Annotated in this window: 13 protein-coding genes; 4 read left to right on the top strand and 9 right to left on the bottom strand. The window is 48.5% G+C overall.

Going from position 1 to position 14,343, the window contains the following annotated elements; all coding sequences use genetic code 11:
• Positions 1 to 58: 58 nt before the first annotated feature.
• From NG795_RS04370 to NG795_RS04355, 4 genes are all read right to left on the bottom strand, one after another.
• Positions 59 to 532: a CIS tube protein gene (locus NG795_RS04370; protein ID WP_367287447.1), complete on the bottom strand. Its 474-nt coding sequence runs from the start codon at positions 530 to 532 to the stop codon at positions 59 to 61.
• Between the two features lie 41 nt (positions 533 to 573).
• Positions 574 to 1,389 carry a hypothetical protein gene (locus NG795_RS04365; RefSeq protein ID WP_367287446.1) on the bottom strand — a complete coding sequence of 272 codons (816 nt, stop codon included), beginning with the start codon at positions 1,387 to 1,389 and terminating at the stop codon, positions 574 to 576.
• A 10-nt stretch (positions 1,390 to 1,399) separates the two neighbouring features.
• Positions 1,400 to 1,966: a phage tail protein gene (locus NG795_RS04360; RefSeq protein ID WP_367287445.1), complete on the bottom strand. Its 567-nt coding sequence runs from the start codon at positions 1,964 to 1,966 to the stop codon at positions 1,400 to 1,402.
• A gap of 127 nt (positions 1,967 to 2,093) precedes the next feature.
• Positions 2,094 to 4,595 (bottom strand): substrate-binding domain-containing protein, encoded by a 2,502-nt coding sequence (locus NG795_RS04355; protein ID WP_367287444.1) that lies wholly within the window; start codon positions 4,593 to 4,595, stop codon positions 2,094 to 2,096.
• An 87-nt stretch (positions 4,596 to 4,682) separates the two neighbouring features.
• Between NG795_RS04355 and NG795_RS04350 the strand changes: the two genes are divergently transcribed.
• Positions 4,683 to 4,892 (top strand): Nif11-like leader peptide family natural product precursor, encoded by a 210-nt coding sequence (locus NG795_RS04350; protein ID WP_367287443.1) that lies wholly within the window; start codon positions 4,683 to 4,685, stop codon positions 4,890 to 4,892.
• Between the two features lie 36 nt (positions 4,893 to 4,928).
• On the opposite strand, the gene NG795_RS04345 is transcribed toward NG795_RS04350, so the two are convergent.
• The gene (locus NG795_RS04345) at positions 4,929 to 5,738 is read right to left on the bottom strand and encodes a hypothetical protein (RefSeq protein WP_367287442.1); all 810 of its coding nucleotides are present in this window, start codon (positions 5,736 to 5,738) and stop codon (positions 4,929 to 4,931) included.
• A 119-nt stretch (positions 5,739 to 5,857) separates the two neighbouring features.
• Entirely contained in the window at positions 5,858 to 6,571 is a 714-nt protein-coding gene (locus NG795_RS04340) for a pentapeptide repeat-containing protein (RefSeq protein WP_367287441.1), read from the bottom strand.
• A gap of 180 nt (positions 6,572 to 6,751) precedes the next feature.
• Here NG795_RS04340 and NG795_RS04335 point away from each other — a divergent pair, with 180 nt between their 5' ends.
• The gene (locus NG795_RS04335) at positions 6,752 to 7,654 is read left to right on the top strand and encodes an ADP-ribosylglycohydrolase family protein (protein WP_367287440.1); all 903 of its coding nucleotides are present in this window, start codon (positions 6,752 to 6,754) and stop codon (positions 7,652 to 7,654) included.
• 415 nt (positions 7,655 to 8,069) lie between these two features.
• Here the strand turns inward: NG795_RS04335 and NG795_RS04330 are convergent, their stop codons facing one another.
• Positions 8,070 to 9,032: an aldo/keto reductase gene (locus NG795_RS04330; RefSeq protein WP_367287439.1), complete on the bottom strand. Its 963-nt coding sequence runs from the start codon at positions 9,030 to 9,032 to the stop codon at positions 8,070 to 8,072.
• Positions 9,033 to 9,115: 83 nt separating this feature from the next.
• On the opposite strand from NG795_RS04330, the gene NG795_RS04325 reads away from it, so the two are divergent.
• Positions 9,116 to 9,727 (top strand): DUF1802 family protein, encoded by a 612-nt coding sequence (locus NG795_RS04325; RefSeq protein ID WP_367287438.1) that lies wholly within the window; start codon positions 9,116 to 9,118, stop codon positions 9,725 to 9,727.
• 332 nt (positions 9,728 to 10,059) lie between these two features.
• Positions 10,060 to 11,700: a DUF1565 domain-containing protein gene (locus NG795_RS04320; protein ID WP_367287437.1), complete on the top strand. Its 1,641-nt coding sequence runs from the start codon at positions 10,060 to 10,062 to the stop codon at positions 11,698 to 11,700.
• Positions 11,701 to 11,780: 80 nt separating this feature from the next.
• Here the strand turns inward: NG795_RS04320 and NG795_RS04315 are convergent, their stop codons facing one another.
• Together NG795_RS04315 and NG795_RS04310 are read right to left on the bottom strand one after the other, a co-directional pair.
• Positions 11,781 to 12,764, bottom strand: coding sequence for an aromatic ring-hydroxylating dioxygenase subunit alpha (locus tag NG795_RS04315; RefSeq protein ID WP_367287436.1), 984 nt, complete (start codon positions 12,762 to 12,764; stop codon positions 11,781 to 11,783).
• Between the two features lie 236 nt (positions 12,765 to 13,000).
• On the bottom strand, positions 13,001 to 14,326 hold the full coding sequence (locus NG795_RS04310) for an MFS transporter (RefSeq protein ID WP_367287435.1): 1,326 nt from the start codon (positions 14,324 to 14,326) through the stop codon (positions 13,001 to 13,003).
• Positions 14,327 to 14,343 lie beyond the last annotated feature (17 nt).

The raw sequence follows: 14,343 nt of genomic DNA, 5'->3' as shown, positions 1-14,343 counted from the left end.
AATTTCTGATGATAATTAATCAATAAAAAACGCAATCTCCCCCATCCCCCCTATCTCCCTACTTCCCAGTTGCTTTATCCACTTCAGTCAGGGTCAAATCAACTCGCGCTTGCACGGGAGTTCCATCGGGTAAAAAGCGGGTTAATCGATAGCTGAGGCGGGTGACGAAACAGCGCATATATTGTTGTTGTCCCCAAGCAAAAATATAGGTGGGAGGACGTTTTTTGGCGGCAGTTCCTTTTGTGGCAAAACTGACGGCTTGTTTGAGAAGATTAATAGAAGGGAGGATGCTGGTGCCGGTTTCGTAGGTATCAAAGATGATGTTACTAATGGTAAGGGTGCAGGGTTCGGGATGGGCAAAGCTGACTTTAGATAATCCAGAACTGGTGCGCGCGCCTCGACTGGGATTGAGGGTAACGGATTGATCGAATACCAGTTCAGTAGGGTTGAACATGAATTCTATGGTGTCACTTTCTTGGGAAATTAGTTTTGCTTTTTCGAGTTTCCCGGAGGCAACGTTATTACCAGGCATGGGGGTTTTTCCTCATTATTAATAGTGCAGTTATACTGTATTTACCAGGGCGATCGCCGAGAATAGCGACCTCCATTCCGTTCGCGATCGATTGTTAGACGCTGTTTAATCAAATCGTAAACTTTTCGCGCTAAAATCTCTAAGTTTTCCGGTTCCGGTGTGGGTCCATATCCCGGGGCGGTGATGGTGACTTCTCGACTTCTAGGATCGGGATAGTCGGGGGGATTTTGGGCGGGGACTGGGGACCGATCGCGCTGGGGTTCTGGGGGACTGTCTCGTTGTACTCCCCAAGGGGTTAACACAAATTCCCCTTCTGTATCAATTTCAGCGGTTTGGCTGAGTAAGTCTTCCAGATTCGCCCAAGCGGTTGGCATGGAGTCTGTGGTAGTTGCGATGCCCAGATCCAGAGGAGGACTCCCTTCGGGAGTTAAGGCGGATACTTCCGGAAAATTCGGGGAAATCTCTTCTACCGAGAGGGTGAGGGGGAGTTGCGGCGACGGGTTGGTTATGAGGGTAAGTTGGGTTGAGCGATCGCCGATGGAATGCCACTGTCCCAGAGGTTGTCCTGCTTTGGTGGCGATCGCTATTTCGGTCAGTTCCCGACTCTCTCCTGGGCGTTCCTCCTGAAATTGCTCCCGTTCCTCAACGGTTTCCTCCTCACCGGGTGCGAAACGATCGCTCCAACTAAGAACCGTTAGAGATTCCCGGGCGATCGGGGCTAAAAATTGAGGTTCAAAGGAGTTTTGTCCCAGGGTTTGATGGGGCAAAAAGGGTTTTTGAATTCCCAGGGGTTTCAACCCAGAAAGGCGACTGCGATCGCGCGGTTCCTCCCCATAATTTTCCACAGATTCTACCATAATTTAACCCCTAAATAAAGAACCCACCGGCACCCCTGCCACTCTTGTGAATCTTACTACCACCACCGAGGGCATTGCCACCGCCACCGGGGTTAGTATCCACGGAAACATTTAACCCTTCATAAGCCAAAGATAACTCTTCGATCGCCACGGTTGCCGCATCTGCCCTTAATGCCGGGGCTCTCCAGGCAACGGGAACCGCCCCGATGAGGGTCCAACACTGAATCGTTTCTCCGGCGGTGTTAAACAGTAAAATATTGATATCCCGACGCTGGGGACTCCCGCCATTTTCCGGGCTGATTTTAGTCAGCATTCGCGATGCCCAGCCCCAAAATGCGGCATCATTGGTTAGCCCTCTTTTGAGGGTGACTTCTGAAAATTGGGTGTTTCCCAGGATAATTCGCTGTTGGTTGTTGACTCCCCCTTCAAAATAGGTGTCATAGTTAACCGTAACGCTCAACCCCGAACATTCATTAAAACAAGCGGAGATGGAGTTGGTTTCCTGCATCTCTACATAAAACCGATTGGCCGTAATATAATTCAGTCCGTGGGTTTCCGGCTGATTTTGTTTGGTCATGAATTAATGACTCCCCTGTGATTTGGTGACGCATTGAGCCCCCAAAACTATAGCTCAGTTTAGGTTTGTTGGATTGTTGTGGATACTAGACAAAGGTCGAACTTCACCCGTCCTGGACTGATTTGGATTAGGGGGGAGATTGTCGGTAAATCGGAATAAGTCCCGCGCGATCGAGGAGGGTTTGAACTTCTAGGGTCCTGAGAATTTCGGCAAATTTTTCTCCAGCGGAGGGGAGACGGTTATCCCGGGGATAAATCACTACCAAAGGATAGGCTAAGGGATAGTGATTTTGGGAAAATGCGGTCGCATTCGGGCTATAACTGCCTTTACTATTACATAAGTCAGTCTGGGGAGAAATCGGTTGGTTATCCAGAGTTCTAACTAAGGGAGAAACCGGAGGTTGGTTCCCCTCACTTAAGGCGAGGGGATAAACGGAACATTGTCCAAAGACTTGACTCAAGGGGGCAAATCCAATACTGCCAATATTTCTATCTTCAAAATCTCGGATAACGGTTCGCAGCATATTGAAGGTAGAAAGTGGGGTAATTGTGGCGGGAATTCTGACGAGGGTATCGGCGGTGGTTGGGGTTTTCAGGAGGTTCTGAAATTCAGCGATCGCCCGTTCATCTTTGAGCACGCGCTGTTCAAAGATTCGCAACGCTTCTTCTTCATTGGGAATATAGAGTTTGACGGGAAGATTGGGACCGCCTAATTCTTGCCAATTGGTAATTTTACCCGTATAAAGTTGCCGTAATTGGTCGAAGGTAATGCTTCCATTTAACCGTTGGGGGAGGCCATTTTCTCGGCGAGAATAGCTGAAGGGAACGAACACCACAATGCCATCATAAGCAAATTCTCGATAGCCGATTTGAGTGTGAATTAAATTATCGTAAGCGGTGCGAGCATTGAGCAAATTGGTAATGGCAAAGTCAGTTTCTCCCGATAAAACCTTGGCGATCGCCTCGGTTGACGTGGGTTCAGGTAAATAGCGAAAGGTGTATTTCGGCGGTTCACTGGGGTCTTCTGGTTGGAGGCGTTGTTGTAACTCTTGCTCTAACGTTCTGCTGGGGGCAATTAAATTGGGTTGCTGGAGTAAATAACTCCAAGTGCCATTTACTGATGCGGTGTAGGTAAAGTTTCCCAGGGGAATACCGGCTAGTTTGTCAATACAACAAACCGGGTCTTTTGCCACCGATTGTTGCTGCCGATTCACCATTGCCCACCAAATTAACAGGGCGAGTAATATTAAACCTAAAGTTCCCAATAAAAATGCTAAAATTCGGGTGCGTTGACGGCGTTTTTTTTCAACGGTTTCAATCACGACTGCTTCCGGTATTCCCGAGGGAATCACGCTGCCATCCCCAAGCCACCATTCACCGGATAATTTGAGCAGAGTTTGCCGCGCCACTTGAGCGGTTTCAAATGTTTTAGTTCCCCCTCCAATTAAGTTTAAAATAAAATCTTTCAGTCCCGGATGTATGCCCACTGGCCAATCGTCCTCTAACCTGGGGTCGAGTTCCTGTTCAGATTTGGGGTTAAATGTCCGTCCCACTAATAAATAGAATGCGATATATCCTAATGCTTTTAAATCTAGTTTTGGAGAGGAATAGCCCGAGTCGGATAAGAGGGGTTGACCCAAATTTTCCCAGAGGGCTAAATCGCATAAATAAATAAAGAAGCCTTGGGTATTGGGGACAAAAATTAGGCTATCTAAACTGAGGTTTCCATGAATGATTCCCTGTTTCAGTGCACCGGACCGCAGGCGAAATTTCTGCTCATGGAGAAACTCTAAGCTTTGTAATACTTGGTCGAGGACTTGACGAACTTGGGGGCTAGTAAAGGGTCCTGTTTCTAGGAGGTAGCTGGACAGGGTGGGGAAGGCGTCGATTTGTCCTTTGGTGATGAGATAGCAGCGTTCTTCGCGTAAGGGGGCGACTGCCTCCCAGGGGGAAATCAGCCGCTGGTCCTGGATGCGACCATCGGCTAAATTAATCCCAGCGACTAACCGAAATAAGTCTTTGCGCTGGCGAATTTCTTCGGAGTTAAAATAGCGTTTGGGTAAGACATATTCTTTGAGGATGACGGGTTGGCGATCGCTAATTTGAATCGCTTCATAGAGCCGTCCCATTCCCCGATGGCGCAGCAATCTTTCAATTTGGTAAGTTCCGCGATCGCCTCGGATTTTGGTTTCCGGTGCTAAAGGAACCGGAAACCCACATTGTCGGCAATATTTGGCTTGGGGTTTTGCCTCCAGGGTCTCTTGAGCCACTTCGCAGCTTAAAGGATTCCCTCGGGGGCAATCATACTTTGAATACAGGGGTTTAACAGGTTGAAAAACTTCCGGTAGCGTCCCTATTTCAATTTCTGGGGCGAGTTGCTCTGACTGTTTGGTGATGTCTTGACTTTTCCGAAATACTCCGGGTAGCTGGAATTTTAATTCGGCCAGTTTGGGCGGTTGAATCTTTAAGTTTTGCTGCACAAAGGGAATCACCCATTGGAATGGAGCCGGGACGAATCGGAACAGGCGATTCTTCATCCCCATTTTCATGGAGGAACCCCGCATGATGATTCGACTGAGTTCTCGTCTACCGGCTTCTTGGGCTAATTTTTTGCCAATATCTTTAGACATAACCTGGTTGTTTTTTAAAAGTTGTTTTAGAATTGAGGGGAATGTTTCAGTTGATAGACTGATATTGAATATTTGGAGGAATCTCAAATGGCACTAGCCGAAGTTGTTCGACTGTTTAGATCAGTGCAAGCCAATCCTTCCCTTAAAGAAAAATATAATTCGGCTCCCAGCTTAGATAAATTAGTCGCGATGGCTCGTCAAGATGGATATGATTTTACCACCGAGGAATGGATGGAAGCGACCCAGTTTAAGGTGGAAGAATTAGAGTCAAAATTATCGGAAATTCCGGGAATTTAACCCCCACAAAAAGGCACGGCATGGCCGTGCCTAGACTTAGACAGGCTTGCCATCAACTTTGACCTGACCATCGGTACATTCGAGATAAAGGTCCGAGCCTAGGGGCGCAAAAGTAATCCCAAATTTGGCAAAATCAAATTCTGCGGATTGGGCACTGGCAATCAGGGAATTTCGCAAGGTATTCAAGGCGGTTGTATATTGCACCACTTCTTCCCCGCTTTGACCTTCTAACTTGCGCCGATTGCGTTCTGAAATCAGCCGGTTGATTTCGATTTGGATCTGTTCAACATGACCGTCGAATCCTCCAGGGGTGCGAAATAAATCCGCGACTCGTTCCCGTTTGAGGGTTTCTAACCAGCGCGTGGGTTCGATGTAGGGGTCACTGATACTATGGCGATCGTCTACTGGCGCGTGGCGGTCTTTGCCTTTTCTCTGAAGGGCTGTTTCCGCTGCGGCATTGACGGTTAATTCCTCCTTGGGAGTGGCAGTTGCCTGGGTTTGGAGTTCTTCCTCTTCCTTGAGTTGCAGGGTCTCGGGAGTGGCGGTTGCCTCTGCATCCGGCTTGATCAACTCTGCCTCTGATTCGCGGCGATCGCCACCCTGACGCTGAATCGTGGGTTGGACCCCCGGGGTTTCTGATTCCTCCGGTGGAAAGATATCAATATTGGCAAAGTTGAAACCCTGACGCTTTTTCCCCTCGGATTCGGCTTGGACCCCCGGGGTCTGTTCCGGGGATGCCTCGGTGGGTGAGGGGAAAGGACGCGACTCAAATTGACCCTCTACTGTAGAGGCTTGAGGATATTTTTTCGCACTTTTACGCTGAACTAGGGTTCTGATTTTTTTCATAAAGACTCGTCCTGCCGCGAGTTGCGCGGTACCGCATCAATCGCCTGAGATGGAATCCACCTATTTTACGGGACTTGGTTGGAGAGTCACATTCGACTTATGGCTAGTTATCCCAATGACTACCGGGTAACTGGCGGTGGTGGCGGTGGCGGAAGAGGTGCCGGTTCAGGTGCCGGTTCAGGTGTCGGTTCAGGTGCCGGTTCAGGTGCCGGTTCAGGTGCCGGTTCAGGTGCCGGTTCGGCTGGGGGACAACCGATTTCCGAGACAGAACCATCAGGCATGATGGCGCGACAGAGGGAGGCGTCAATCAGGATGGTATTCCGGAGTTTGGCATCGGTTAAGTCGGCGCGTTCTAGGTTGGCACCTTCTAGGTTGGCGGTGGAGAGGTCCGCTTCCGTTAAATCGGAGAGATAGAGATTGGCTTTGGGGAGAGAGGCACCCACGAGGTTGACGAAGTTGAATTCGGCATGAGGGGCGATCGCCCCATATAAATCCGCCTCCCTTAAGTCCGCTTCATGCAAAATTGCACCACTGAGGTTGGTGACGATTAAGGAGGCACTTCTGAGATTGGCCCCCATCAGGTTGGCATTGAGCAGAGAGGCTCCATTGAGATTGGCCCCACTGAGATTGGCCCCGCTGAGGTTGACCCCGTTCAGGTTCGCCCCGCTGAGGTTGACCCCGTTCAGGTTCGCCCCGCTGAGGTTGATGCCGCTGAGTTCGCAGTTCGGACAGTCTCGGGTATTGAAGAGTTGTTGCAGGTGCAGGGGGTTCTCAGCTTGCAGGGGAATTGCGCTAGTCACCCAGAAGGCGATCGCCAGTAGGATTTGTTTCATGGATGCCTCAAAGTTGCCTCGAATGTTATGATTGTCTCCCCCAGGTTTTCCCCTTGGCTATTAGACAGAGGTGGAATGCGATCGGCTTGCTGTTGATCGGGAGCCTGAATCGCCAGCATTTTCTATAACAAACTGATTTAGACTCGCTCTATATAATATTCACGGGCAATTGTGATCGGAATGCGATATTCAGTTTTAAGTCGGTTTCAGGGAACCCTACTCGGTGCTAATATAGGCTACGGGATAGGAAGCGGGATGATTTCCTTGAGCGGCCCTCTGCTTGAGGTGCGCCCGAGGCCCGGGGAAGATGAATACCTGGTGGCGAGTGGGAAAAGTTTAATCCAAAATGGCGGATTTGACTCCTCAAGTTGGTTTGAGGCAGTTGCCTCGGTGTCTCAACGGTCCGAGGGAATTGAATCGACGGCAATCTTAGGGGCCGATCGCCTGATGGCTGTGCTTCCGGTTCTCCTCTTCTACCACGAACAATTAGAATTTTTGCGAACAACTCTATATCAGATTAGTGACCGTTTGTCAATCCCCTTATCCGAAAGAGATGGACTCTTGGCCCTGGGGTATGCGATCGCCGCCAGTCTGACGGAACGGCTGAACCGGCACAGTTTGATTGGAGAAACTATTGCTTATCTCCAGGAAACCCCCTCCCCGCTGATTCCCCAACTGGCAACCGTCGAAACCCTCCTCGCTCAAGGTGCCAGTTTAGAACGGGTTCGAGAACAATTGACCCGGACTGAGGGGACCGCCAGCCTCCCCTTTGCCCTTGGATTTTACTGTCTTCTGAGTACCCTAGAAGACTTTCGATTATCCATCAGTCGTGCCACGCGGACGGGTAGTCAATCTGCTGTGACGACCGTAATCACGGGAATTTTGTCCGGGGCTTATAATAGCATTCCGGGCATTCCTTGGACCGGGCAACAGGGTCCATTGCCAACGGATAAAATCTTTCACTTGGGCGATCGCCTGCTCGCCTCCTGGTCTGGGGTCTATGATGTCCAGTATCAACCCGCAGAAGCCATTCATTTTCGCGCTGTCGCCGCCCCTAATGTGATTCGTCCCTGGCAACTCTAGAGCCTCAGTACCGTAGTGGCGGAGAGATGGGGGACCAGAAAAATCTGATGATTTTACCCATACCTTCGCCAATTTAGTCGGGACCGACCCCAGAGGAAGGCTGATAGGTACAGTCCAAATCTGACTCAATAAAACGGGGTCAGGTTTTTCTTTAAGCAGTTTTATAGCAGTTCCCGGACTCATGAGGTGCTTTTCAAAGCCCTGATGAGATAAAATTATCACCCTCAATCCTGAAGCGCTCAAGATGAATTTTGTATAGCTTGTATGTTTGTTGGGAAAATGAAACATCCCGGTATTTTTTGCAGGTTTTAAATCTCGGAATTTCGCCCAAAATTAGCCTATTTTAGACTTAACAAATCTGGGTCATCCCCCCAACCCGATCGCCTAGGTCAGGGGTCTGTTTATAACCGGAGGTTTAGAAGTTCCACATCACTTGATTCTCATCGAGTTTGTCGGTAACAATTCGCCCGATCGCATCAATTTCTTGGACCTCTTCTGGGGATAAGTTCACATCGGCGGCTTTGGCATTATCCGTGGCCTGTTGCTCGTTTCTTGCGCCTACAATGGCACAGGTTTGGGGTTGAGCAATTAACCAGGCTAAGGAGAGTTGGGCTAGGGTACAATGATGGCGACTGGCAATCGGTCGAAGTTTGTCCAAGGCTTCTTGAACCCGAGCATAATTCTCCTTATCAGAAAAGAGTTTATTTTTAGAGCGATGGTCACCTTCTGCAAATTGATGATCCGGTCCAAATTTGCCGGTTAAGAGTCCCTGGGCGAGGGAAGAATAGGAGAGAATTGAAATATTGTTTTCTACACAGTAAGGCATTTGGTCAGTTTCGATTTTTCGCCAGAATAAGGAATAGGGGGGTTGCAAACTATCAATTTGTCCATATTGCGCTGCTTCTTCCATTTGGGCACGGTTAAAGTTGGAGACACCAATTGCCCGAATTTTGCCTTCTTCTTTCAGTTTGACCATTGCTCCCATTGTTTCGGAAATGGGGACCTTTTCACCGCCCCAGGTTCCCGAGGGCCAGTGAATTTGATAGAGGTCGATATAGTCGGTTTTGAGGTTTTTTAAAGAGCGATCGCAAGCTTCAATTACTTGGTCTGGTTTCAGATGGTTGGAGAAAACTTTTGTAGCATAAATGACATTTTCTCGCACATCAGACAGGGCCGAGGCGACGATTTTTTCTGAATATCCATCTCCATACACTTCCGCTGTATCAAAGGTGGTAATTCCAGCGTGATAGGCAGCGCGGAGGGCTTGGATGATATCATTATCTTCTATCCCTACCCACATCTTTTTCCCAGCTTGCCAGGTTCCCATAATGATGGGGGTAATTTTTAACTCGGATTTGCCTAATGTTCTCGTTTCCATGTTGACCTCTTAAACTAGAATAAAGACGACTTTTTACAGTTGTCTTTCTTATTTTAACGATTCGTCTCAACAGGGGTGTTTGCATGGAATTAACGGCTGCTTTGAAGGAATGGGCGACTGCGGTGGAAGCGTTAGAACGAGGGGAGACTATCCTGTTACTCCGCAAAGGCGGGATTCGGGAAGTGGGGGGTCGCTTCCAGGTTCCGGAGTCGGAGGTGTTGCTGTATCCAACGTTTGAGCATCAAAAACCTGAGTTGCTCAAGTCGGACTATGCTGAGAATGTCACCCCAGTGGGGTCGGGATGGCATCCAGAACGGGTGCGGATTGGTAGTTGGGCGAGTATTACCGATTTGTGGCCGATCGCCGTGGAAACGGAGGAAATTGCTGCATCTGTGCAATCGGAGTTGCTACCCTATCACATTTGGAACGATCGCTTTGTGGGCGATCGCCTCCAGTGGAAACCCCGCCAACCCCTGTATCTGTTGCTGTTGCGGACCTATCGTCTTGCTGAACCGCGAGAAATTGCTTATAGTCAGGCTTATGGCGGATGTAAGTCCTGGATACAGCTAACCGAGGCAGTCGCTACCGTAGACTCATTCCCGGTGTTGGATGAGGTGGCATACAGCAATTTGCGCGATCGCCTCCGGGAAATTGTGGCAACGCTGACTTATACTGACTCTGGCGATCGCTCCTGATTGCTTCCGGCGCATTGGGTATTAAAATGTCATAGTTTGGGGATTTTGTCCAGAGGAGGGTTGGGGTAATACCCTGAAACCTGTAGGGCATGATTACAGGCGATCGCTATACCACTTCCTGGACTGTCCTACAGTTTACCTTTATTCTCTGTCTAAATATAAATTCTCCCCAGGATGCATTCCCAGACAGTCTGCACTTTCTGGGGAAATTGGCGCAATTTGCAGTATAGGAGTCAGTTAAAAGAGTGACCCAATCGGTTTCCCGTACTGAGGAGAAACTGCCTAGATTGAGAGTGTGAAAAATCAATCGACGTTCTAACTAGCACCTAATTATGAAACGTCAATATTCTACCTCTCAATCTTCTACTGTTATGAACAATAAATCTAATTCTCGTCGCGTCATCGCCTCTCTACCGGCCAGTTTAGCTGCCTTATTACTTTGTACAGGTGCAGCAACCGTACTGCCAACAATCGCCCAAGTGAGAACCGGCGATATCCCCATTGCTGCTGCCACCAGTAATGTTCTCTATGTCAATCCCCAACTGGGACGGGATACCAATGCCGGAACCAGTGAAGCAGCAGCTTATCGCACCATCACTTATGCGTTGCAAAAAGCTCAAACAGGTACGGTGATTCAATTAGCTGCCGGAACCTATAGCAAAGATACCGGCGAATCGTTTCCTCTTCCCGCCAAATCTGGAGTCACCCTGCGCGGAAATAGCAGCAATAAAGGACAAGGGGTGCTGATTATTGGCGGGGGTACTTATCTGAGTCGCACCTTTGCCAGTCAAAATGTAACGGTGAATGCTGCGAATAATAGTATCATTGAAGGGGTAACGATTACCAACCCCAATGGCAGTGGCACTGGGTTATGGATTGAATCCACCAATGCTGTGGTTCGGAATAGCACGTTCAAAAATAGCCGTCGGGATGGGATTTTCGTCACCGGCAATGCCTCACCGAAAATTGAAAGTAACGTGTTTATTGAGAATGAGGCAAACGGAATTTCCATCGCCCGGGAAGCAGGGGGGGAAGTTCGCGGGAACACTTTCCAGAAGACGGGATTTGGGTTGGCGATCGGGGGAACTTCCTCGGTGATGGTGATTGGGAATACGATTTCCCAGAATATTGATGGGATGGTGATTTCCAATTCTGCAACCCCTGTCATACGGGAGAATGCGATCGAGGGCAATGAACGGGATGGGATTGTAGTCATCTCTTCCGCACGTCCGGACTTGGGGACGGCATCCAGTGAGGGACAGAACCGCATCCGCAATAATGGACGCCATGCGTTATATAGTGTGTCTTCGGAATTGATTCAGGCGGTGGGGAATGATATCGATCGCGATCGCATTATCGGTTCGATTAACTTTGTTCCCGCCGATGTGCAAATCGCCTTTCAGGATGTAGAAGGACATTGGGCGCAAGCGTATATCAGCGCGTTGACGAAAAAAGGGATTATTGCCGGATTCCCCGATGGCACATTTAAACCCAACGAACCTGTGACTCGTGCCCAATTTGCGGCGATCGTTACCAAAGCATTTGCACCAGCAGCACAACGGCAGGGAATGGCGTTCCGGGATGTAACAAGCAGTTTCTGGGGTGCCGAGGCGATTTCCGTGGCGTACCGAGGCGGATTCCTGGCAGGGTATCCCGAAGGGGTATTCCGTCCTAACCAAGAAATTCCGAAAGTCCAGGCGATCGTTGCCTTAGTCAGCGGATTGGGATTACGCACCAATGATACTGCCTCCCTCTCGCGCTACAATGATGCGGCACAAATTCCAGACTATGCCTTGACAGCAGTAGCCGGGGCAACGGAAAATCAACTGGTGGTAAACTATCCCCAAATTGGTCAATTCAATCCGAACCGGGAAGCAACTCGCGCGGAAGTCGCTGCCTTTGTCTACCAAGCGTTGGTGAATGCGGGCAAAGCAGAAGCGATTCCCTCTCCTTACTTAGTTGCAACTCCTTAGTTGTCCCTGGGGTAGTCGCCTCACATTTCTTGTAATTTCCCCGGAGTCGGGATGCGGCAATGCTGCATCCCGATTCTGATTTATACGGTACCATAAGTAACGCCTAAGCGTTTGAGCCATTTGCGGTAGGCGATCGCGGATTGATCGCAAGCTAAATGCACCTCTGCTGCTAAATCCAGAGGCAACCGTTTGGGACGTTGGGATTCTACAATGGGGATATCCTGCTGAACTACGGTTTCTTGAAACTGCCGCAAATCTTCCTCGGGAATATCCTGTCCGTAATTCATAGCAATCCACATCCACCCTAGACACATCTCTTCCTCTAAGGGAGTAATGGTAAAAAATAATCCTAATTTTCCCCCTTGTGCTGCTTTAGCAAAGGATGCAGTTAACGGACGCCATATCCGATAATTGTAAGTCACTTCACCCCCAACTCCGGTACCATCGGGGTCCGGTTGCCAAACCTTGAGGTTGTTTAAACTGATACCTTCAGCATCGGTTGTCACTTCATAGTTTGATACTTCGGTATGATTGGCATCCCCGAGAAATCCATCATGGACAAAGGGGAAATGGGAGACATCAATAAAATTTTCCATCGCCCGCAACCCACTGGATTGATAGCGGAACGGACCGCATAAAAATTTCCTAAAATTTGCATCCTCCCACTCTAAAAAGGGTGGAATTTTATCTGAGGATAGCGCTGTTTCAGGTTCACCTAAATTGACCCAAACTAACCCATAGCGTTCGACACAGGCATAAGCTTTAACGCGCATATTGGGAGGGGGTTTGGGGGTAGAATAGGCGGGAATCAAAACGCACTGACCCTCGGGATTATAGGCGAGTCCGTGATAGGGACAAACGAGGGTATCTCCGCAAACTTTGCCCTGAGAGAGTCGGGCACCTCGGTGAGGACAAATATCTTGCCATGCCATGATGCGATCGCCCGACTGCCACAGCAGCAATTCTTCTCCCAATAAGCGCACAGGAGTGATGGTTTTTTCGGGTAAATCACGCACTGCCGCTACGGGATGCCAATCATTCGTTAAAATTGGATCAATGTTCATAGAGATGAAATTGTTAACGGTTACTAGGATATCAAATTTGAGAGTTTTACCCTGGTCAGTATAGCATTTTTAGGCAAAATTTACGCATTCTTAGACCATAAACCACAAATGTAGAAGCGATTAGCGAATCGCCGCTACATTTGTGGTTTATGTTAAATATTGCACAAGTCCTGTTGATACCCAATTCGGCTTTTACAATAAAAACCCACACCCGGAAGGGTGCGGGTTCAAGCCCTCTAATGTTGACTAAATTCCACCGAATTTCTAGCCTCTTTGGCTCGTTCTACATCTACAGAAGCCAACAAAATTAACCCCGAAATGAAGAAGACAATCACCCCTAAAATAGCGAGACGGTTGCTGCCGGTAATTAAGCCGATCGCCGCAAAGGTTAACGGACCTAAAATCGCTGAACCTTTGGTAAAAACCGAGTAAAATCCATAAAACTCCGCTGAGGCATGAATAGGAATCATTGCCCCATAAAACGAGCGACTGAGCGCTTGAGACCCCCCTTGCACGATGCCGACAATTCCGCCTAAAATAAAATATTCCGTGGCATTGGTCAGAAAATAGGCATAAACAATCACCAAACACCAGCCGACCAAACTCAGCATCAAGGCTTTTTTGGACGTTATTCTTTCTGCCAATTTGCTAAAGCTTAATGCCCCAAAAACACTAACAAATTGAATAAATAATAACGTCACCATCAAAGTTGTAGTTCCTAGACCGATTTCTTGCTGTCCGTAGATGGTTGCCATTGCCATAACGGTTTGAATGCCATTATTGTAGAGCAAATAGGCAATCAGAAATAATAACAGGTGTTTAAACTGTTTAACCTTGCGGAGGGTAACCACAATTCTGATGAGTCCGACTTCAGTATAAGCCCTCCATTTCGGCAAATGGTGATAAGCGGCAGGTAAAGATTCTACTGGGGGTTCTTCTTTCACATTTAAAAAGGTAATAATGGCAAATCCCCCCCACCATAAACCGGCCATTGCGATCGCCAGTCGGACGGCAAGTTCCTGGGAAATCCCTATAACATCATGTCCCGTAACCAATCCCAAAGACAGGGCCAATTGCAGTCCCCCGCCCACATAACCAAAAGCAAACCCTTTCCCCGAAACCCAATCGATTTGGTCATCTGAAGCAATTTGCGGCAGAAAGGCATCATAAAAAATATTCGACCCCACAAAACAAATTTGAGCAATCACAAACAATATCATCGTCTGCAAGATATCCCCAGAACTCGAAAAAACTAGGGCAACCGTTGCCAAACTTCCCCCATAGCAAAACAGCATTAGAAAGCGCTTTTTTGCCGCAGAAAAATCAGAAATTGCTCCTAAAATAGGGGCAAAAACGAACATCACAAAGGCCGAAAAACTAATCATCACGGCCCAAATGGACTCGGCGGTAAAAAAGGCCCCGCCTATATTTATTCCTTCCCGGGGAACGACGACGGCGGCAAAGTAAGGCGGCAAAAGGGCAACCAATACCGTGGTAACGTAGGCAGAATTTGCCCAGTCGTACATCACCCAACCGAATATTTGCTTTTTATTGTTTAACATTGGGAGTTCTAGGTAAT

Origin of the sequence: Laspinema palackyanum D2c, assembly GCF_025370875.1 — a bacterium.
In the GTDB taxonomy this organism is placed as follows: Bacteria; Cyanobacteriota; Cyanobacteriia; order Cyanobacteriales; family Laspinemataceae; genus Laspinema; species Laspinema palackyanum.
This window is presented reverse-complemented; position numbering and strand designations above follow the sequence as displayed.